The sequence below is a fragment of the Nocardiopsis sp. iso_40 genome (genome assembly GCF_056173285.1).
On the sequence record NZ_CM149666.1, the window covers coordinates 5842443 to 5862834 of the forward strand.

Annotated in this window: 22 protein-coding genes; 8 read left to right on the top strand and 14 right to left on the bottom strand. The window is 73.1% G+C overall.

Features of this window, described 5'->3' with window-relative positions:
• The first annotated feature begins 267 nt into the window (after positions 1-267).
• Complete coding sequence (locus tag AC0VYD_RS25560; protein ID WP_475477855.1) at positions 268-1998, top strand: GAF domain-containing sensor histidine kinase; 1731 nt, start codon at positions 268-270, stop codon at positions 1996-1998.
• Between the two features lie 20 nt (positions 1999-2018).
• On the opposite strand, the gene AC0VYD_RS25565 is transcribed toward AC0VYD_RS25560, so the two are convergent.
• Together AC0VYD_RS25565 and AC0VYD_RS25570 are read right to left on the bottom strand one after the other, a co-directional pair.
• Entirely contained in the window at positions 2019-3428 is a 1410-nt protein-coding gene (locus AC0VYD_RS25565; protein ID WP_475477856.1) for an MFS transporter, read from the bottom strand.
• A 35-nt stretch (positions 3429-3463) separates the two neighbouring features.
• The gene (locus AC0VYD_RS25570; protein ID WP_475477857.1) at positions 3464-4660 is read right to left on the bottom strand and encodes a M20 metallopeptidase family protein; all 1197 of its coding nucleotides are present in this window, start codon (positions 4658-4660) and stop codon (positions 3464-3466) included.
• 115 nt (positions 4661-4775) lie between these two features.
• On the opposite strand from AC0VYD_RS25570, the gene AC0VYD_RS25575 reads away from it, so the two are divergent.
• A complete protein-coding gene (locus AC0VYD_RS25575; RefSeq protein ID WP_475477858.1) occupies positions 4776-5816 on the top strand; it encodes an Lrp/AsnC family transcriptional regulator in 1041 nt (346 codons plus the stop codon).
• A 129-nt stretch (positions 5817-5945) separates the two neighbouring features.
• Here the strand turns inward: AC0VYD_RS25575 and AC0VYD_RS25580 are convergent, their stop codons facing one another.
• The 12 genes from AC0VYD_RS25580 to AC0VYD_RS25635 form a co-directional block, all read right to left on the bottom strand.
• The gene (locus AC0VYD_RS25580; protein ID WP_475477860.1) at positions 5946-6851 is read right to left on the bottom strand and encodes a DMT family transporter; all 906 of its coding nucleotides are present in this window, start codon (positions 6849-6851) and stop codon (positions 5946-5948) included.
• A 144-nt stretch (positions 6852-6995) separates the two neighbouring features.
• Positions 6996-7502, bottom strand: coding sequence for a hypothetical protein (locus tag AC0VYD_RS25585; RefSeq protein WP_475477861.1), 507 nt, complete (start codon positions 7500-7502; stop codon positions 6996-6998).
• A 99-nt stretch (positions 7503-7601) separates the two neighbouring features.
• The gene (locus AC0VYD_RS25590) at positions 7602-8633 is read right to left on the bottom strand and encodes an ABC transporter ATP-binding protein (protein WP_475477862.1); all 1032 of its coding nucleotides are present in this window, start codon (positions 8631-8633) and stop codon (positions 7602-7604) included.
• A gap of 3 nt (positions 8634-8636) precedes the next feature.
• Positions 8637-9530 (bottom strand): ABC transporter permease, encoded by an 894-nt coding sequence (locus tag AC0VYD_RS25595; protein ID WP_475477863.1) that lies wholly within the window; start codon positions 9528-9530, stop codon positions 8637-8639.
• Positions 9523-10323: an ABC transporter permease gene (locus tag AC0VYD_RS25600; protein WP_475477864.1), complete on the bottom strand. Its 801-nt coding sequence runs from the start codon at positions 10321-10323 to the stop codon at positions 9523-9525. Before AC0VYD_RS25600 ends, AC0VYD_RS25595 begins: the two co-directional genes overlap by 8 nt.
• A 325-nt stretch (positions 10324-10648) precedes the next feature.
• The gene (locus AC0VYD_RS25605) at positions 10649-11413 is read right to left on the bottom strand and encodes an SDR family oxidoreductase (protein WP_475477865.1); all 765 of its coding nucleotides are present in this window, start codon (positions 11411-11413) and stop codon (positions 10649-10651) included.
• Positions 11414-11556: 143 nt separating this feature from the next.
• Positions 11557-12183, bottom strand: coding sequence for a dihydroxyacetone kinase subunit DhaL (gene dhaL / locus AC0VYD_RS25610; RefSeq protein WP_475477866.1), 627 nt, complete (start codon positions 12181-12183; stop codon positions 11557-11559).
• A 14-nt stretch (positions 12184-12197) separates the two neighbouring features.
• Positions 12198-13193, bottom strand: a complete 996-nt coding sequence (locus AC0VYD_RS25615) for a dihydroxyacetone kinase subunit DhaK (protein WP_475477867.1) — start codon at positions 13191-13193, stop codon at positions 12198-12200.
• Between the two features lie 305 nt (positions 13194-13498).
• Complete coding sequence (locus tag AC0VYD_RS25620) at positions 13499-14107, bottom strand: hypothetical protein (RefSeq protein ID WP_475477868.1); 609 nt, start codon at positions 14105-14107, stop codon at positions 13499-13501.
• Positions 14104-14748, bottom strand: coding sequence for a DUF6286 domain-containing protein (locus AC0VYD_RS25625; protein ID WP_475477869.1), 645 nt, complete (start codon positions 14746-14748; stop codon positions 14104-14106). The genes AC0VYD_RS25620 and AC0VYD_RS25625 overlap by 4 nt, the downstream gene beginning before the upstream one ends.
• Positions 14742-14927, bottom strand: coding sequence for a hypothetical protein (locus tag AC0VYD_RS25630; protein WP_191267862.1), 186 nt, complete (start codon positions 14925-14927; stop codon positions 14742-14744). Before AC0VYD_RS25630 ends, AC0VYD_RS25625 begins: the two co-directional genes overlap by 7 nt.
• Positions 14928-14963: 36 nt before the next feature.
• The gene (locus AC0VYD_RS25635; RefSeq protein WP_475477870.1) at positions 14964-15479 is read right to left on the bottom strand and encodes an Asp23/Gls24 family envelope stress response protein; all 516 of its coding nucleotides are present in this window, start codon (positions 15477-15479) and stop codon (positions 14964-14966) included.
• A 203-nt stretch (positions 15480-15682) separates the two neighbouring features.
• On the opposite strand from AC0VYD_RS25635, the gene AC0VYD_RS25640 reads away from it, so the two are divergent.
• From AC0VYD_RS25640 to AC0VYD_RS25665, 6 genes are all read left to right on the top strand, one after another.
• Positions 15683-16234, top strand: a complete 552-nt coding sequence (locus AC0VYD_RS25640) for an RNA polymerase sigma factor (protein WP_475477871.1) — start codon at positions 15683-15685, stop codon at positions 16232-16234.
• On the top strand, positions 16225-16776 hold the full coding sequence (locus AC0VYD_RS25645; protein ID WP_475477872.1) for a hypothetical protein: 552 nt from the start codon (positions 16225-16227) through the stop codon (positions 16774-16776). Before AC0VYD_RS25640 ends, AC0VYD_RS25645 begins: the two co-directional genes overlap by 10 nt.
• A gap of 172 nt (positions 16777-16948) precedes the next feature.
• Positions 16949-17785, top strand: a complete 837-nt coding sequence (locus tag AC0VYD_RS25650) for an ACT domain-containing protein (protein WP_475477873.1) — start codon at positions 16949-16951, stop codon at positions 17783-17785.
• A 78-nt stretch (positions 17786-17863) separates the two neighbouring features.
• A complete protein-coding gene (locus AC0VYD_RS25655; protein ID WP_475477874.1) occupies positions 17864-18646 on the top strand; it encodes a L,D-transpeptidase family protein in 783 nt (260 codons plus the stop codon).
• Positions 18647-18752: 106 nt separating this feature from the next.
• Positions 18753-19499: a protein phosphatase 2C domain-containing protein gene (locus AC0VYD_RS25660; RefSeq protein WP_475477875.1), complete on the top strand. Its 747-nt coding sequence runs from the start codon at positions 18753-18755 to the stop codon at positions 19497-19499.
• A gap of 418 nt (positions 19500-19917) precedes the next feature.
• The gene (locus AC0VYD_RS25665; protein WP_475477876.1) at positions 19918-20388 is read left to right on the top strand and encodes a hypothetical protein; all 471 of its coding nucleotides are present in this window, start codon (positions 19918-19920) and stop codon (positions 20386-20388) included.
• Positions 20389-20392 lie beyond the last annotated feature (4 nt).

Consider the following 20392-nt stretch of genomic DNA (forward strand, 5'->3'; position numbering starts at 1 on the left):
CGAGGAGCGACAACATCAGGGGTGCGTGCGAATAGCACCGGAAAACAGGGGTTACATGCGCTGGACGCGAGGTCAGAGAGGCCTTCGTGCGCCGACTGACCGTGACGTTAGCATGAATTACCGAGCCGCCGCCCCCGATTCCCGGGGAATTTCCGGGCTCTCGGACAGGCTTCCTAGCAGCCAGATGTGGCAAACCGGGAAAAAACCAACGACAATTCAACTATTAGCCCTCAACCCCTCAACGGCTCTGCGGAGGTTGACCCACACATGACCGAGATCCCCCAGAGCCACCGGTTGTCCCCCAGGCCCCTGGAGGAGCTCCTCTCCGAGGTGCACTCCCAGACGAACCCGGGGCTTTCCGCCCAGGGGAGGGTGCACTCCCTGCTCCAGGCGGTCCTGGCCATCGGTGGTGATCTGGATCTGGCGACCGTACTGCGCCGGCTCACGGAGGCCGCCGCGCACCTGGCGGAGGCCAGGTTCGCCGGTCTGGGTGTGATCGGTGAGGACGGGAGCTTCACCGAGTTCATCCCGGTCGGGCTCTCCCGGGCGCAGGCCGAGCGGATCGGCCGTTTCCCGCACGGCAAGGGGGTGTTGGGCGCGCCCCTGTACGAACGGACCGCGCTGCGCCTGTCCGACCTGCGCGAGCACCCGGACTTCGGCGGGTTCCCCGAGGGGCATCCCGCGATGTCGAGTTTCCTGGGCGTGCCGATCCAGGTGCGCGGCGAGATATTCGGCAACCTCTACCTGACGGAGAAGGAGAACGGCGGGGAGTTCGACGAGGAGGACGAAACCATCGTCACCGCGTTGGCCACCGCCGCGGGCGTGGCGATCGAGAACGCCCGCCTGTACGAGGAGACCCGGCTGCGCGAGCGGTGGCTGGGCGCCTCCACCGAGATCACCACCCGGCTGCTGTCAGGGGCCGACACCGACGAGGTGCTGGCCTTCATGGCGGCCCAGGCCAGGGAGATCGGCGGTGCGGACACGGCGGTGGTGATGCTGCCGGACCCGCACGCGCGGGGGCACCTGTTCGCGGAGTTCGCGGACGGTCCCATCGCCCAGGAGATCCTGGGGACCCCGGTGGAGATCCACGACTCCGTCTGCGGGCTGGTGTACGAGACGGGCGAGGCCACCGCCCTCCCCGACCTGCAGCTGGCCAACTGCCCGATGCTCACCCACCGGGGTTACGGTCCCGGTCTGCTGGTGCCCCTGGGAACGCCCGGGAACACCCGGGGGGTCCTGCTGCTCGGCAAACTCGCCGAGCGGGCCCCGTTCGACGAGAACGTCCGGCGCATGCTGCACGCCTTCTCCGTGCAGGCGGGGGTGGCCCTGGAGCTGGCCGAGGCACGGCGGGACAGCGAGCGGATCGTGGTGCTGGAGGAGCGGGACCGGATCGCCAAGGACCTGCACGACGTGGTGATCCAGCGGTTGTTCGCCTCCGCGATGACCCTGATGAGCACGGTCCGGCTGATCGGCTCCCCGGAGGCCGGGGAGCGGGTCCAGAGCACCATCGACGAGCTGGACGGCACGATCCGGGAGATCCGGTCGACCATCTTCGACCTGCAGAACCCGCCGAGCAGACGGGACACGTCGCTGCGCGGAAGGATCCTGCGGCTGGCGGAGAGCACCGCGCACAGCCTGGGGTGCCACCCGGGGGTGAGCCTGGACGGACCGATCGACGCGTCGGTCCCGGACGAGGTGGGCGAACAGCTGCTGGCGGTCCTGGGCGAGGGCCTGACCAACGTCGCCCGGCACGCCCGGGCCACGGAGGTGCACGTCTCGGTGACGGTGGAGGAGAGGTCCGCGACCGGGCGGCCCACCACCCTGGCGCTCACCGTCACCGACAACGGGGTGGGGCTTCCCGAGGAGGGACGCCGGAGCGGCCTGCGCAACCTGGACCAGCGCGCCAGGGCCCTGGGCGGCGTGTTCAGCGCCGTCAGGGGCTCCGGCGGCGGCACCGTGCTCGTGTGGAAGGTCCCGGTCGAGGACCCCGCGAGCTGAGGAGGGCCCCGGGGGACCGATCAGACCGAAGCCTTCCGAGCCCTTCCGGCCACGAAGGCCGTGGCCAGGGAGAGCACCGCGACACCCCACCAGACCCCCTGGTAGGCCAGGAGGGCGGGTTCGGCGGTCCCGGCCGTCAGGAAGTAGCCGAGGACACCGGCGGAGACCGCACCGCCGACGCTCCCGCCGAGCGTCTTGAGGTTGTTGAACACCGCGGAGGCGCTCCCCGCCCGGTCCGCCGCGCTGGCCTCGACCACCAGGGTCGGCAGCGCGCCCAGCGCCATCCCGCAGCCCAGGCCGACCAGCGTGAACAGGCCCAGGAACAGCGGGAGCAGCTGCCACGCGAAAGCCATTCCGGTGAGTCCTCCGGCGATCAGCGAGAACGCGACGAAGACCGTGCGCCGGTAGCCGATCCGGCCCGCGACGGCCGCGATGGTGCTGGCCCCGGCGAAGGCCGTCGCCGACGGCAGGATCACCGCCAGGGCGAGGGCCATCACCCCGAGGCCGAACCCGTACCCGACCTCCTCCGGCGAGGCCGACAGGTAGAGCACGATGCCGCTCTGGCCGCCGAGCAGCACCACGCCCAGGACCGCCCCGGCGAAGTAGTGGGGTGCGACGGCGGCGGAGACCACGCCCGCCACGTCCACGAGGGGGTGTTCCGTGCGCAGCTCCAGCAGCACCCACACCGCGAACAGCACCGCCGCCGCCACGAGCCCGCCGAGGAACAGCGGCGAGGTCCAGCCCCAGGTGTTGCCCTGGGAGATCGAGCCCAGCAGCGCTACCAGGGCGAGGCCGAGGAGGACCCCGCCGCGCCAGTCCATACCGCCCTCGGCCCTGTTCCGGGACTCGGGGATCCGGAAGTACGACAGGGCCAGGCAGGCGACAGCGAGCGCCGCGAGGAGGGCCAGGGTCGCCCGGACGTCGCCGACCAGACCCTGCACCATCCCCGCGACCAGGGCTCCCAGGAGGGATCCGAGGGTGAGCGAACCCACCAGCATGCCGATGGCCCGGCGGCTCTGTTCGGGTGAGAGGCGGTCCCGTACCAGGCCGATCTCCAGGGGGAGGAGTGCGGCGAGCGGGCCGAGCAGGGCCCGGCCGACCAGCAGCACCGTCAGGTCGGGCGCGAGGGCCACGACCACGCTGCCGACGGTGATGGACAGCAGTGCCACCCGCAGCATCCGCCGGTACCCGTACAGGTCGCCCAACCGCCCGAAGATCGGGACGCTCACGGCCGCCGCCAGGTACTGGACGGCGTGCACCCAGTGGAGTTGGGAACTGGGGACGCCCAGTTCCGACTGGATGGCGGGGAGCAGGGGGTTGGTGGCGCCCTGGAGCAGCCCGCTGGTCAGTTCGAAGAAGACCAGCAGGCCGACCACGGCGACCACTCCCGTCGCCGTGTGCTCGGCGGTCCCGGGACTGCGCTCACTCAATGCTCGCGCCCTTCTGTGCGTGGGGGATCGGGGGTTCAGACGGTGCGGGCCAGGCGGCGTACCGCGAGTTCGGCCAGGAGGGCGGCCTGCCGGGGCAGGACGGCGTCGTCGTAGTGGGCGTCCGGTGAGTGGTTGGCCGGTGCCGTGACCGGATCGACCCACTCCGGGGCGGCGCCGAGCATGAGCATCGCCCCCGGCACCTCGCGCAGCACGAACGAGAAGTCCTCGGAGCCGGAGGCGGGCACCGGCGAGACGAACCCGCTCTGCGCACCGAACAGGTCGTGCACGGTCTCCATGGCGAAGACGGCTTCGGTGTCGTCGTTGACGGTGGGCGGGTACTGGACGTCGTAGTCGACCTCCGCGGTCAGCCCGTGCGCCTGCGCGATGCCCTTGACCAGGGCGGGGAGGCGTTCCTGGAGCACCGCGTGGTTGGTCTCGGAGAAGCTGCGGACCGTCGCGTCGAACTCGGCGCTGGCAGCGAGGATGTTGTTCTGCGAACCCGCGCTGAGCCTGCCGACGGTGACGACGACGGGATCGAAGACGTCGTAGGTGCGGGTGACGTGGTTCTGGAGGGCGGTGACCATCTCGCAGGTGGCGGGGACCGGGTCCTTGCCGTGGTGCGGGGACGAGCCGTGCCCGCCGACCCCGTGCACGGTCACCCCCATGGCGTCCGAGGCGCTCATGACCACGCCCGACTTGGTGGCGAGCACACCGTGCGGGACCAGGTTCGAGGCGACGTGGATGGCGTAGGCGGCGTCCAGGGGCTTGCCCGCCGCGTCCAGGACGCCCTCCTCGATCATCCTGGGGGCGCCGCTGAACCCCTCCTCGCCGGGCTGGAACATGAACACGACGTCGCCGTGCAGTTCCTCGCGCATCTCGCAGAGGATCCTGGCGGCGCCGACCAGGCCGGCGACGTGCATGTCGTGCCCGCAGGCGTGCATGCGGCCGTCGATGGTGGAGGCGTAGTCGACCTCGGCGGTCTCCTGGAGCGGAAGGGCGTCCATGTCGCCTCGGAGCAGGACCGCGCCGCCGGGCCTGCCGCCCCGGAGGACGGCGGTCACCGAGGTGAGTCCCCGTCCGACCGTGAGTTCCAGCGGCAGGCCGTCGAGGGCCGCGAGGATCCGGTCCTGGGTGAGGGGCAGGTCCAGTCCGAGTTCGGGTTCGCGGTGCAGGGCCCGGCGCAGCTCCACCATCTCCTCGCGGAACTTCTCCGCCCGATCGACCATCAGCATCCTGACCTGCCCTTCTCTCGTGTGCTTCGCAGGACAGAATGGGGTGGAGAACCAGGAAGTGGACGAAAAAAGCAGGAAATTCGCAAAACTGGAGCACCAGGTGCAGACAAACCGCATGCTTGACGACGTGGACCAGCAGCTCGTCCACGCCCTGCAGATCTCGCCCCGGGCCGATTGGTCGCTGGTCGGTGACGTGCTCGGCATCGACGCGGTGACCGCCGCCCGGCGCTGGCAGCGGATGTCGGAGTCGGGTTCGGCCTGGGTGAGCGTGGCACCCGGTACGGGGTTGAGCGGGCAGGGGAAGGGCTGTCTGGCGTTCGTCGAGGTGGACTGCGTGAGCGGGGCCCTGCTCGACGTCGCCCGGGCCTTCACCTCGCTCCCCTACGTGGTCACGGTCGAACACGTCACCGGTGACCGGGACCTGCTGCTGACGGTGATGATGGAGGACGTGGGGACGCTGTCCCGATGGGTCGTGGGATACCTGGACACGATGGAGGGCATCCGTTCCAGCCGCACCCACGTGGCAGGGGCGGTGTTCACCGAGGGCAGCCGGTGGCGGCTGCGCGCTCTGGACCCCAAGCAGGTGGACCGGATCGCGCAGGACGTCCCCGCACTCGAGCCGGCAGGCGAACCGGACGCCCTGGACCGGCGGTTGATGGTGGCGCTCTCCGTCGACGGACGCGCGTCCTACACGGAGCTGGCCCGGACCTGTGGCAGTTCACCGGACACCGTGCGCCGCAGGGTCCGCCGCATGTTCGCCTCCCGTGTCGTGCAGGCCCGCTGCGAGGTCTCCCGGCCGCTGTCGGAGTGGCCGGTCGCGGTGATCGTGTGGGCGCAGCTGCCGCCGGACGGGATCACCGCGGCGGCCCAGCGGATCAGCAGTATGCGCGAGGTCCGGTCGTGCGCGGGGGTGACCGGCCGCCACAACCTGATGGTGGCGGCGTGGAGCCGTTCGGTGGAGGACGCCCAGCGGTTCGAGGCCGAGCTCGTGCGCACCGCGCCGCAGCTCGTGGTGGGCGACCGGTCGATCGCGCTGTGGCCGATGAAGCTCAGCGGGCACCTGCTCGACCAGCACGGCTTCCGGACCGGCATGGTTCCCGTCGACCCGTGGGAGGTGGACACCGGACACGGATCACGAGACGCAACGCAGCCGTGACGAAACTACGCAACGAAAGCAGCCCCGCTCGGATCGGCGTTCCCGGCGGTGCGGGGTGAAACGTTTGCCGCCGGACCGGGTTCGCCGCCCACAGGCTGTGGATGCCCCACGGGCCACCGCCGGGCACGGTCAGTCGCGGGGGCCGGACCCCGGCGCGCGCGGGGCGGGCCGCACGGCGTCCTCGGAGGGGACGGTCAGCAGGCGGATCCCGTGCGCCGCGGCGAACGCGCACACCAGGGCGACCACGCCGCCCAGCCAGCCGCCCGCATAGGACTCGCCCATGAACGCAACCCCCACGATCGCCGCCGCGACCGGGTTGGCCAGCGTCGTGACGCCCAGCGGAGCCCCCAGGTCGACCCCCTGGTAGGCGGCTTGGGCGAGGAAGAGCCCGAGGACCGCGATCACCGGGGCGGCCAGCGTCGAGGGATGCGCCATCCCGGCCGGCACCCCGTCCCCGAAGGCCCACACGGCGGTCTTGACCGCCGCCGAGGAGACCCCGAAGGCCACCCCGGCGGACGCCGCCAGCAGGTAGCTGCGCCAGGCCGGTGACGGGACCCGGCCCGCTCCCCAGGCGACGGCGGCGAGCAGGGCGACGGTCCCGGCCCCCACGAGCACCGATTCCTCGGCGGACAGCACCCCGCCACGGCCTCCGGTGACCGTGACCGCGAGCAGGACCCCGAGCGCCACCGCCGTGTAGGCGGTGCCGCGCCACTCCGCCCGGGTCACCCGACGGTGCGCGAGCCTGGCCGACCAGGGAACGCCGAAGATCAGTACCAGGACGCCGAGGGGCTGCACCACGGTCAGCGGCGCGAAGCTCACCGCGGCCACCTGGAAGCCGGCGCGGCCCGCGTTGAACACCAGGGACACCCACCAGAGCGGGTGCCGGAGCAGCGGCCCCAGTTGACCGCGTCCGGTCAGTGGCCCGGTGATACGGACGGCGAGCCTGCGCTGGGTCACGGCTGCGGCCGTGTAGGCGGCGCAGGACAGAACACCGAAGGTGATTCCGAGCCACACCCCGTAGGACGAAGCGGTCATATCGACCATCCTCCCGGCATCTTCCCGCTCGGGACAACGGGGGCCGGGGCTCCGGTGGCGCCCCTGGTCAGGGGCGGCACGAAGGCGGTACGGATCCGGCCGGCGCGCGGCACACCCGGACGGCGCGGGCCCGGCCGGTGCACGTTACGCGAGAGCGGCGCGGGAGAGGGGAGCTCCGCTGTGCCGGAGGTCCCGGGCGGCCACCGCGCCCCGGACCCCGCGGAAGTACCGGTTGGCTCCGGGCAGGAAGGCCGACACCGTCGCCACCACCACGGCCCCGGCGTAGACGAGCGTGTGCGCGACCCGGACGAGGAGGACGGCCCCGTGGCCCTCGTAGCCCAGTCCGACGAACACCCCGAACCCGGACAAAACCCCGAGCCCCATGGAGACCAGCACACTCACGAGCCCCACCCCGGTCATGAGCACCACCAGGGTGATCCGCGCCCACCCGTGTCCCCGGGAGAACCAGGCGGCCAGGAGCGCGGAGAAGGTGTAGAGCAGCCCGCGCGTGACCAGGGCGAGCCACGGCACGGCGCCGCCGTCGGCCAGGCCGGGGGCGACGGCGAGGGAGGTCTCGGTGATCCCGGCCGCGATCGCCACCGACCACAGGATCGTGGCCCAACGCACCGGGTTCGGGAGGGTTCTGTCCATACGACCCAGGTTCGCGCGCGGGGGCGGCCTTTTCCATGGTGGTGATACCACCACCCCCCGGGGTGCGCGCTCCCCCGTCCCGCCCGGCCCGGGACGGGGTCACGGCGCCCGACCCCCTCGGTACAGGGCGGACACCACCCCCTCGATGTCGGGTTCGCGCAGGGTCAGGTCGGCCACCCCGTGTTCCCGGGTGACCGCCGCGATCACCCGGGCCGGGTTGTCCGCCAGCTCCAGCCACTGGCGCGGGCCGTCCACCCGTACCGCGGTGGCGCCCGCCACCTCGATGGCGGGCGCCGGGGCCACCAGGTCGACCACCAGCACCCGCGGGGTCGGGACGGTGGCGCGCAGCTCGGGCAGGCCCCCGTCGAAGGCCAGACGGCCGTGGTCGATCACCATCACCCGGTCGCACAGCCGTTCCACGTCGCCGAGGTCGTGCGTGGTGATGAGGATGGTGGTGCCCCGCTCCCGGTTGACCCTCAGCAGGAACTCGCGGATGGTCGACTTGCTGACCACGTCCAGCCCGATGGTCGGCTCGTCCAGCACCAGCAGGCGCGGGGCGTGCAGCAGTGCGGCGGTGAGGTCCCCGCGCATCCGCTGGCCCAGGCTGAGCTGGCGTACCGGGGTGCCCAGGAACGGCCCGAGTTCCAGGAGTTCGGTGAGTTCGGCCAGACGCTCGGCGTGCACGGCGGCGGGTACCCGGTACAGGTGCCGGGTGAGGGTGAGGCTGTCGCGCAGCGGCAGGTCCCACCACAGGGTGGTGCGCTGACCGAACACGACGCCGATCTCCCGGGCCAGGCGGGTGCGCTGCCGGGACGGTTCCATCCCGGCGACCCGCACGCTGCCCGAGGTCGGGGTGAGGATGCCGGTGAGCATCTTCATGGTGCTGGACTTCCCGGCGCCGTTGGGGCCCAGGTAGCCGACGATCTCCCCGGGCCGGACGGTGAAGGTCACGTCCCGGACGGCGCTGACCGTGTGCCTGGTCCGGCGGAGGAACCGGCCCTCGGAGCGGACGAAGTCGCGGCCGAGCCCGACCGCCTCGATGATCGGTCCGCTGTCCCCGTCTGCGGCGGCCTCGCCCGCTGTGCTCTCGCGGGTGGCGGTCTGGTCCGCTGTGCTCTCGTGGGTGGGCATCGGTCAGCTCCCGGTGGATCGGTAGTGGCGCAGGCCGAGCCGCCAGACCAGGGCGGCCGCCAGGGCGAGGACGACGGCGACGAGGGGGCCGAGGAAACGCAGGGCCCCGGGGAGGCCGGTGGGGTCGGGCCGGTCCAGGAGGTAGAGCGCGGGCTGCCAGCTCACGAAGGCCAGCGGGACCACGAAGGTCACCGCCCGGACCAGGCTCCGGCCGTAGATGGCGACGGGGTACTCGGTGAGCGCCTGCCCGCCGTAGGTGAGCGAGTTCGCGGCCTGGCGGGCGTCGAGCACGAAGAACTGGAGGCAGCCGCCGAGCAGCCACACCGAACAGCAGATGACGACCCCGGACACCACCAGGACGGGGAGCATCAGCACCCGCCCCGCGGTCCAGTCGACATCGCACACGGCCAGCGCGAACACCAGCACGGCCAGCGCGGGGACGGCCTTGCCGAGCCGGCGCGGGGAGAACTGGTCGGTGGCCAGCTGGACGAGCGGCGGGACGGGGCGGACCAGCATCGTGTCGAAGCCGCCCGAGCGGATGTGCTCGCCCAGCCGCTCCACCGACCCCATCAGGAAGTCGGCGGTACCGAAGGCCGTGGCGGCCAGCGCGTAGACGAGCAGGCCCTCATGCACCGAGAACCCGGCCAGGGTCCCGGCGTGGCCGAACACCACCGCGACGGCACCCATCTCCGCCAGCGAGCTGAGCGCCACACCGAAGGTGAACAGGGACAGCGCCATCGGGTACTGGACGACCGCGCGGCACCAGGTCCAGGCGAGCAGGACGTAGGCGCGCAGGGCCGGGCGCACCTGGCGGAGGAGGCCGTCGCGCGGGACGGGACGGGGCCGACGCGGGGGGCAGGGCGCCCCCGGGGCGTTCGCGGGGAGGGGGTCAGCCACCCTGGACCACCACCTTGCGCATGGCCAGGGTTGTGAGCCGGGCGGCGAGGGCGAGCAGCACGGCCGCCCACCCCGCCTGCAACAGCAGCCCGCCGTACACGCTCCCGCCCGGCAGGGTGTCCTTGCCGAGGAGGACCTCCGCGGGGATCTGCACCATCGACGCCCACGGCAGCAGTCGCAGGACCTCGGCGGCGGGGGCGGGGAAGAGGGTGAGCGGGAGCAGCATCCCGGCCGCGACCGGCCCGGCCGGGCCCATGACCGCCCACACGCCCCGGGTGTCCATCAGCCAGAAGCCCACCACCGAGTACAGGTAGCGCAGCGCGAAACCCACCACCGTGGCCAGCGCGAACGACAGCAGGGTGAGCGCCCAGCGCAGGGCGTCGCCGGGCAGGGCGAGCGTGAACAGGAGCGCGCCGACCGCGAAGGTGGGCACGCTGCGGAAGAGGAGGTCGAAGGTGGCGCGGCCCAGGTCCTGCGCCAGCCACCAGCCGAGCAGGGAGACGGGGCGGAGCAGGTCGGTGCCGACGGCGCCGGTGCGGATGCGTTCGCTGAGTTCGAGGGCCGGTCCCATGATGGCGAGGGGTGCGATGAGGGCCTGGGCGACGTACACCTGGGTGACGGCGTCGGCGGCGTCGTAGCCGTTGATCTCCGGGCGGGCCGCGAACAGGGCGAGCAGCACCATGGCGTTGATGACGCCGAAGACCGAGTTGGTGAGGATTCCGGCGACGGCGGCCGCACGGTAGGTCGAGTAGCGGCGCAGCCCGCGGGCGTACACCGCGCAGTGGACACGCACGGGCGTGGCTCCCTGGCAGGTGGAGAACGTGCAGAAGGGTCCGGTCTCCGCCGCGAGGGGCCCGGGAGGGCTTCGGGGGGACACGGGTCCGGCACGTCCCTGGGCCACGGGGCCAGGTCCGGGTCGCCGCGAGGAAGCGACGTTAGCACAGGGCGCGGGCGGGCGGGGTCGGGTTGGGTGCGGGCAGCACGAGGCGGGCGGGACGCGGACTCCCCCGTATCGACGGTAGGCCGCCGGAGGACTCCGGGGCCAGGCCGGTATGTCGACCTGTGGACAACTCGGCCCGGCTGACGCGCCCCGGCAGGATCGACCCGCCCGGGACCGCTCAGCCGCGCCCGGCGAAGGGCATCTCCCGGGCCATCACGGTGACGGTCGGGACGTTCACGTCCGTGGGCAGGGAGACGATGTGCGCGATGGTGTCGGCGACGTGGACGGCGTCGATGGTGGGTTCCGGGCGCACCGAGCCGTCGGCCTGCCGGGCGTTGGCCCCGAACCCGGCGGTCATCGCGGTGGCGGCGTTGCCCACGTCGATCTGGGTGCAGGCGATCCCGTACCCGCGCAGGTCCAGGTTCATGGAGGCGGTGAGCCCGCTGACGGCGTGCTTGCTCACCGTGTACGCCACGCTCGACGGCCGGGGCGCGTGCGCGGAGACGGAGCCGTTGTTGATGATCCGGCCGCCCCGGGGGTCCTGCTCCTTCATCATCCGCGCGGCCTCACGGGCGCAGTTCAGCGAACCGGTGACGTTGGTGTCCAGGACCTCGCGCCAGTCCTGGTCCCCGACCTCGTCCACCGAGGCCGCGGGCCCGAACACCCCGGCGTTGTTGAAGAGCACGTCCACCCGGCCGAAGCGTTCGCGGACCAGCCCGAACAGGGCCCGGACCGACTCGGCGGAGGTCACGTCCGCCTCCGCCACCGTGGCCCCGGGGCTCCCGTCCGCGGTCTCCACCAGGCTCTCCCGGCGGCGCCCGGCCAGGACCACCGAGTGGCCGTCCCCGAGCAGTCGCCGCGCGGTCACCCGCCCGATCCCGGCGCCCGCCCCGGTGATCACGATGACCCTGTGGTCGTTCGCGGTGTTCACGGCAGTGTCCACGGTCGGCTCCCTCGTTCGTCCCAGCCTTCGGCCCGGCAGGGAGGAGACTACCGATGGCGGTTGCCGAGCCGTCCACCGGACCGCGGGCGGCGGGACGGCCCCTCCCGCTCACCGCGGCGGGCCGGAGCCGTCCGGCCGGTCCCTCAGACCCCCTCCGCCGCCTCGAAGAACCACGCCACCGAGACCGCTCCGGGGTCGAGTACCTCCTGTACCCGCTCCCCCAGGTAGCTGGCACGGCCGCGGTGGGCGATCATGCCGCTGGTCGAGTCGGCCCCGGCCCGTGCGGCGCGGGCCGCCCCGCGCACGGCCTCCCGCCAGGAGCGCGTCTCGGCCGAGGTGAGCGCCTCGGTGGCCGGGGCCATCGCGTCCACCATGGTCTTGTGCCCCACCTCGGCCCTGCCGAGCCTGCGCACCGCCCCGGTGGCCGTTTCGAAGGCCTTCCCCAGGTCGGCCACGCTCCACGGCGCCGACGGCCCGGCACCCAGCCGCCCGAACCACAGTCCGAACAGCGGGCCGCTCGTCCCGCCGGAGGCCAGGAAGGCGTCCGAAACGGCCTGGAAGACCTCCGCCGGATCCTGCGCGCCGTTCCCCTCCAGGCCCGTGCGGGCACGTTTGAGCGCCGAGCTGATGTTCCAGCCGAAGTCGCCGTCACCGGCCTGTCTGTCGAGTTCGGTGAGCTCGTCCGCGTCCGCGACCACCCGGTCGGCGAAGGCCAGCAGCCAGGCCCTGGCCTGCGCTCCGGTGAGTTCCGTCCCGTTGCTTGCCGACATCTGCACTCCTTCGCTCACCAGACCAGTGCGGGGGTCCGCACCGGTGCGTCCCAGAACTTCACGAGGTCGTCGGTCAACACGGTGAGCGTGATCGACAGCCCCTTCATGTCCAGCGAGGTGACGTACGGGCCGACCAGTGTCCGGGCGACGCTCACCCCCAGCCCGTCGAGGACCCGGCGGGTCTCTCGGGCCGCCACCCCGAGCTCCAGACCGTGGGTGGCGCCGAGCCCGTTGACGATCGCGAGCACGGAGTCCCCGCGTTTGGCCCCCACCGACTCCACCAGCGGGCCGACCAGGCTCTCCACCAGGTCCGCGGCCTCCGTGACCGGGCGGGTCTCGATACCGCGTTCACCGTGGATGCCCACGCCGAACTCCATCCGGCCGGGCTCCAGCTCGAAGGAGCGCCTCCCCGTCATCGGGTTGGTGCAGGCCTCGAAGGCCACGCTGAGCGTCGCCGACCGCGCCACCACGTCCTGGCCGAGCGCCCGCACCTCGGCGACGGGTGCCCCGGCCTCCGCGGCCGCCCCGCACACCTTCTCCACCGCGACCACAGCGGCGGTCCCCCGGCGTCCGGGACCGCCCTCGTCCTGGCTCTGGGTGGCGAGGTCGTCGTCCACCAGCACCTGTTCGACCCGGTGCGTCTCGGCGAGGAGTTCGGCGGCGATGGAGAAGTTGAGGACGTCGCCGGTGTAGTTCTTGACGATCATGACCGTGCCCTCTCCGGTGTCGGCGGCCCGGATCGCCGCGCGCACCTGGAGGGCGGTGGGGCTGGCGAACACGTCTCCGGGCACCGCGGCGTCGAGCATGCCGGGCCCGACGAAACCGGTGTGCAGCGGTTCGTGCCCCGAGCCGCCGCCGGACAGCAGGGCGGTCTTGCCCGCGGCGGGCACCCGCCGGGTGACGAACAAGGGGTCGGTGTGCACGTCGACCAGGCCGCCGTGGGCTTCGACGAGCCCCTCCAGCGCCTGTTCGACCAGGGTCTCGCGTTCGTTCATGAAGAACCGGCTCATACCGCCTCCTGGGGTCGGATCCCTCGGCCGGGCACCGCGCGACGGACAGGGCGCCGTGTCCCATCCCCCTGCCTACCCAGTTCCGACCGCTCGACCGGCCGGAGCGGCACCTGTGTACGGCGGCCGCGGAGCGCACCGCCCGGTCGCGAGGGGCCGCCCGGTCGCGAGACTGCCCGGGTGAGGGGCAGTGGCGGGGCCGGGGGTGTGTACGGACGGGGGCGGGGGCCTTCCGGGCCCTCCCCGACGGCCCGGGGCCCGCACCGCCCCCGTCGCTCGACCCGAACCCGCGCGGGTGTGCCGCGGGTTCAGGCGAGTCTGCGACCGGACGGCTGCCCGGAGACCGAGATGCGCAGCACCGTCGGCAGCCGGTCCAGGTCCAGGGAGAAGCGCAGCCGGGCGAGCGCGTCGTCCCGGCAGCGCTGCCACACGGCGACGGGGTCGGCGTCCTCGGTGAGGACGAGGTCCACCAGCAGACAGGGCTCGCGCGGGGACTCGGTCAGTTGGGCCCGCCCCCTGTGCACCCCCGGGTATGTGGCGACCTCACTGGTCAGGGCTTTGCAGGCGGCGCGGGCGAGGACGTCGGTGCGGCCCCGGCGCCCCTCGTCGAGGCGGAGCGCGGGCACCCGGGCGGAGCGCCCCTGCACGAGCAGCCAGCGCAGGGCCAGCAGCACCGCCCCCACGGACAGCGCCGCGGCGGCGTACGGGGCCCAGGGCGCGGCCAGCAGCGGGGCGATCCGTTCCCCCGCGGTCCCGGACGCCTGCCCCGTGCTCCCCGCAGCGAGGAGGTGGGAGGGGCCGTGCACCAGCAGGGGCACGGCCGAGCCGACTGCCAGCAGCAGTACGCCGACCAGGGCCAGCCCCTGCCGGTTGCCCCGGGCCGTCCGGCGGGCGGCACGGTGCGGGTAGCGCCTCACCGGAGGCCCCCCTTCACCTGGCGGACCCGCACGCGCACCCGCACCGGGCGGGCGGGACCGAGTTCGAGGAGGCGTTCCCGGACCCTGTCCTCCACTCGCGCCCGCAGCCCGGCGTCGGCGGGCTCGGAGGCGCGGGCCGTGATCCTGACGGTGCGGGTCCGCGCCCGGGCGCGGACCCCGGTGACGCCGTCCACCTCGTGGGCGGCGCTTTCGGCCATCCGGCGCAGCCCTCGCCGGGACAGGCCGACGACCAGGTCCCGGTCGTCGGTGCGCAGCACCATGTGGCTGCCCCTGCCCGGGATGAGCGCGGTGAACAGCAGGTACAGGCCGACGACCGCGGTCGCCGCGGAGGCGATGACCATCTCGGGTCCGCCCCAGCGGGCGCCGATGGAAGGTTCGGATACCCGTTCCAGCGGGAGGCCGCGCAGCGGGGCCCCGACCAGCGCGGCGATCACCCCGGCGGCGGCCACCCCGGCGACCAGCACGGTGACGGTGCTGACCAGGACGGCGGTGGTCGACCGCCGGGGGCGGAAGGTGCGGACCGCGACGCGGTGGGCGGCGCGCGCCTCGGGACCGGAGACGGTCGGCCCCGGCGTTGCCGGGCCGGGCGCCATCGGACTGGGGGCTGCCGTGCTCACCATCGCGCGCCCCCGTCCTGACGGGCGAAGAGGGTGGCCAGGTCCGTCTCCCCGGCGTAGGCGCGGCCCGCCAGGAACCCGGCTGCGCCGAGGACCAGGACGAGGAGGAAGGCGCCGAACCCGCCGAAGTAGGCCACCAGGCCGAGGAGGGACCCGTAGGCCAGGCCGGTGATCGACCACATCGTTCGTACTCCTAACTGCTGTGGGGGAGGGGCGCGTCAGCGGACGCGGGGCTCGGCCGGTGCCTCCTGGGACTCGTCGTCCGGGAGGTGGATGTCGTCGACGGTCACGTTGACCTCGGTGACCTCCAGACCGGTCATCCGCTCCACGCCGGCGGTGACGTTGCGGCGGACCACCGCGGCGAGGTCGGGGATGGAGACGCCGTACTCGACGACCAGGTTGATGTTGACGGCGGTCTGGGTCCGTCCGACCTCCACGGAGACGCCGCGGGCGGCGGCGTTGGTGGAGGTGGAGCCGGGGATGCGCTCGCGGACGGCGTCGAGGGCGCGTCCCGCTCCCCCGCCCATCCGGTGGACGCCGCGGACCTCGCGGGCGGCCATTCCGGAGATCTTGGCGACGACGTGGTCGGCGATGTCGGTGCGGCCGCTGTCCTCGGACCGGGCGGGGCTCCGGTCGGTTCGGGCGAGGTCGGTGCGGTTGGAGGGCGCATCGCCGCGGGCGGACGGGGCCTGGTGGATGTCGGTGTGCGCGCTCTCGGTGTTCCTGGCTGCCATGGGTTGCTCCTGTACTCCGTGCGGACTGGTCTGCGCGGACCCGGATTCGGTCCGTCGTGTGGAGGACACGCGGGAGGGGGGTCGGCTCACGCAGGAATCCATGTGACCTGGAACACGTTTACCGTTCGTGAGTCTGCTACGTAATGTAGTTAACTACTCACGACAGGTAGTTACCCCGGCTTCGGGAAAGCTGAATCCCGCAGATGCACACGGACACCGCACTACCGGAGAGCGTGCTCGTGGAACGAGCGCAGGACGGCGACGACCAGGCGTTCGAGAGCCTCGTCCGTCGCCACCAGGACGTTGTCTACCGCATCGCCCTCCGCACCCTCGGCAACGCCGCCGAGGCCAGGGACACCGCCCAGGAGGCCCTCATCACGGCCTGGCGCAGACTGCCCGGCCTCCGGGACCCGCACACCTTCCCGGCCTGGCTCCACCGCATCGTCAGCCGCCTCGCGCTGAACGCCCTGCGCGCCCGCCGCCCCGAGGACCCCGCCGGGGCGGAGGGCTCCGGGCTCAGGGAACGGAGTGCGGGGCCCGACGACCGGGCCCTGGCCACCGGCCTGCACGAGGCGCTGCACGAGGCCCTGGCCGGGCTGCCGCCCCCGCAGCGGATCTGCTGGGTTCTCCGGGAACTGGAAGGATTGGGCTATGAGGAGATAGCGGAGATCGTCGACACGACCCCGACCGCCGTACGCGGCCGCATCCACCGCGCGCGTACCCATCTCGTGGAGGCGCTCGAACCATGGCGGTAGACCCGTCCGACGACCACGACCAGCTCCCCTGCGGCACCTCCGCCGACACGCTCCTGGACCACCTCCGGACGGGCGCCACCACCGGACACGAGCGGACCTGCCCGCACTGCCGGGCCGCCGCGGAGGAGTTCCGGCCCCTGCTGTCGGCTCTGGGCCGCGAGGACGAGATCACCGCGCCGCCCGGGCTCCTCGACGACGTGATGCGCACCGTGCGCGCCGAGGGGCGCTCCAGGCAGACCCTCCGGCTGCCCGGCGGCGGCCCCGGTGACACCCGCGTCCGCCACTCCGCGGTCTCCGCGATGCTGCGCGCCTGCGTGGACCCTGCCGAAGGGCTGATCGTCGGCCGCTGCCGCATCGAACAGACCACTGACGGCCTGGCCGTCACCGCCACCGCCCGGGTGCTGAGCGGCACCGTCATCCCCGAGGCCACCGCCGCGGCACGGCGGGCCATGGGCGCCTTCGTCCAGAACCGCCTGGGACTGCGGGCCGGGCGGATCGACATCGACGTCACCGACGTCATCGAACGCCCCGGGCGCTCCTGACCCGGGCACGGAGCCGGACGACCGCGGGCGCGGACGCAGGCCCGGGAAGCCCCGCTCACGGCGCCTCCCGCGTCCGGGCCCGGGAGGCGCCGTGAGCGGGGTCACCCTCCGCGTTACCGCGACGACACAGAACGACGAACGGACGCAACCTCGGTCTGACACCGTCGGCGGCATGGACGCTTCGAACGGCAGTCATCGAACCGACGACCGTCACGGATTCTTCGGCCGCGAGGTGCTGGAGCTGGGGACCCTGCTGTTCGCCGCGGGGGCGGCCCACCTCCTGGTGGTCTCCCTGGGACACAGCGACAGCGGGGTGCGAACCCTGATCGGCCTGGGGGTCCTCCTCCTCGCGTGCTCCGCACTGCACCGCTGGCACCGGCACCGCCGCTCCCACGACCGGGCCGCGCCCCCGGCCGGGACGACCGGCCCGGCGACCGGACGGACCCGGTCCGCGGCCCCGGCCGAGGACCGGCTCTGGGGCGTGCGGGTCACCGTCGCCGACGTGCCCGGCGGACTGGCCGCCCTGACCGGGCGGTTCGCGGCCCTGGGGGTCGACATCCGACTGATGCAGGTCCACCCCGACGGCACCGACGCCGTCGACGAGTTCTTCGTGAGCGCGCCCGCATGCGTGGGCGAGTCCGAGCTCCACCGGTCCGTAAGGGACGCGGGCGGTCGTGACGCCGTGGTCCGCACCGCCGACGTCCACGAACTCAGTGACACCACCAGCCGTACCCTCACCATGGTGGACGCCCTGGTCACCGGAACGACCACGCTCGAACGCTGCCTGCTCGCGCTCGCCGCCGCCCAGGACGTCCGGTACACCCGGGCGCCCGACCGGCAGGACCCCGCACGGGAGCTGTCCGGCACAGCGATGACCCTGCCCGCCCCCGGCGGCGGCACCCTGACCGTCCACCGCGCCGACGTCCCGTTCACCCCGGTGGAGTTCGCCCGCTGCCGTGCCCTGGCCCAGGTGGCCTGCTCCCTGCACGAGCGTGCGTACCACCGCTGACCGGGCCGCCGGACGACCGGTCCGCACCCGGCCGCCCCGAATCCGGGACAGCGCCGGGCCTGTGGGTAAATGGGACGTATGGTTTCCCCCCGATCACCCTTCGCAAGGAACCCCCTCCGAACGAGCACCCTCGCCTTCGGCGCGGCCTGCGCCCTGGCGGCGGGACCGGCGCTGACGGCCGCACCGGCCCACGCCTCCCCCTCTTCCGCCTCCGCTCCCGCGGTCTCCTCTCCGGCCGCCGCCCCGAGCGCCCCGGCTGTGACCGCGAACCTGCGCAAGGGCGACTCCGGCGCCCAGGTGAGCGCGCTCCAGGGGCGGCTGGACGAGCTCGGCTACTGGATCGACGGCGTCGACGGCCAGTTCGGGATGCACACCGAGCACGCCGTGCTGGCGCTCCAGAAGGCCGCCGGAATCGCCAGGGACGGCCTGGTCGGACCCGACACCAGGGCCGCGCTCGCCGAGGGCGCGGTCCCGTCCGCCAGCACGGAGTCCGGTTCGGTGGTGGAGATCGACCTCGAACGGCAGCTGCTGCTGGTCGTCGCCGACGGATCGGTGGAGAGCGTCATCCACACCTCCACCGGTTCCGGCCGGCCCTACGAGGGCTCCGACGGCTCCGAGCGGATCGCGACCACGCCCACCGGCGAGTACACGGTCTTCCGCGACGTCGACTCCTGGGACCCCGGGCCGTACGGGGCGCTGTACCGGCCCAAGTACTTCAACGGCGGGATCGCCGTGCACGGCTACCCCAGCGTTCCGGCCCAGCCCGCGTCCAAGGGCTGCGCCCGGGTGAGCCTGGCCGCCATGGACTGGCTGTGGCAGCAGGGCCACCTGGACCTGTACGCCACCGTGGTGGTGCGCTGACCCGGCTACCGACAGGCCCCGCGCGACCCGGATCCCGGGCGTGCGGGGCCTTCGGTGTGCCGGGAGCCACCCGTGTGCCGTGGCCCCTCACGGGTAGGAGGGGTCCGTGCCCTTCCTGCTCGCCACCGAACCCGGACGCCCCGACCACCCGAACGAGGACTTCGCCGCGGTGACCGCCACGGCCGCGGTTCTGCTCGACGGGGCCAGCGCCCCCGCCGACGTCGACAACGGCTGTTCGCACGGGGTCGCCTGGTACACGCGCCGGCTGGGCGCCCTGCTGCTGGCCGGGGCGGACGCGGGGGCGGACCTGCGCGAGGCGCTGGCGGAGGCGATCAGGTCGGCGTCGGCGGCGCACGGCGGGACCTGCGACCTGGGGAACCAGGAGACGCCCTCGGCCACGGTCGTGGCGGTCCGGCTCAGCGGGGACCGGCTGGAGTACCTGGTGCTGTCGGACTCGGTACTGCTGGCCGAGGGGGGCGGGGACCTCCGGACGATCGCGGACACGAGGCTGGACGACCTGCGGCCCGGGGTGGGCCCGGGGACCGCCGTCCGCGCCTGGCGCAACGTCCCGGGCGGGTTCTGGACCGCGGGCGCCGACCCCCGGGCGGCCGAGGAGGCCCTGGTCGGGACGGCGCCCAGGGGGCCGTTCCTGGCGATGACCGACGGCGCGACCAGGGCGGTGGAGGTGTTCGGGGACCTGTCCTGGGAGGGCGCGTTCGCCCTGGTGCGCCGCCGGGGGCCCGGAGCCCTGCTGGAGCGGGTCCGAGAGCTGGAGGCCGCGGATCCCGACAGACGAAGGCATCCGCGGGCGAAGGTGCGGGACGACGCCACGGCCCTGTGGTGGTCTCCGTAGTTACGGACAACCTCAACCCATAATTTAAGACAGGACATTTCCCGTGGGCGAAAGATCGTTTTTCGACCATACAGCAGTGAACAGGGAAAAGAATGTTCCTGTCATTACAGACGTTTCTCCTGGCGCCCGAGATCACCTTTGATCAGGTTTCCCAGAAAAGTCCCCAACGGGACACCCCGTGGCGAAGCGACCGTGTCGGAAAGAGACGCACGCCTCCCGCAAACCCGGACACCAGGCGCTTTCGCACACCGTCTTCATCCGGTAGATTTCCCTGTAACCGATCGGTCGGTGTTCCCGCCACAACGCCCGCAGCCGATGGTCGGTGTTCTGAGAAGCCTCTGCCCACGCCCCCCGCACGGGAGCTGGAGCACCCTTTCGCAACCTTGGCCGTCGTGACGACCGCCGATAAGGAGACCCAGTGAGTGTTCCGGGCGTCCTCGAACCGACCGGTCCCAACCGCTCACTCCCCCGGACCGGTTGGCTGGACCTCGTCCCCTCCGAAGCCATGAACACCCCCGCCGAGACCACACACCCGGAGCCGGAGCAGCGCCCCGACCCCGCGGAGGCGAACACCCCCGCGGAGTTCCTGCTGACCATGCGCCGCTATCTCGCGTGGGCGGGCGACTGGTCGTACCTGGAACTGGAGTACAAGTGCGGCGGCGTGGTCAGCGCCACCAAGTTCCAGCGCGCCCTGGAGGGCACCGAACTCCCCGGCTACGTCTTCCTGATGGCCTTCGTGACCGCGTGCGTCGGCACGGACGAGGACGAACGCCTCCGCTGGGCCACCTCCTGGCACCGCCTGCGCCGCGCCGCGCGCGCCGAGGAGGACGCCCGCCTGCGCCGCGCCGAGGAGGAGTCCCGCCTGCGCGCGCAGCGCCAGGACGGCTGACCCG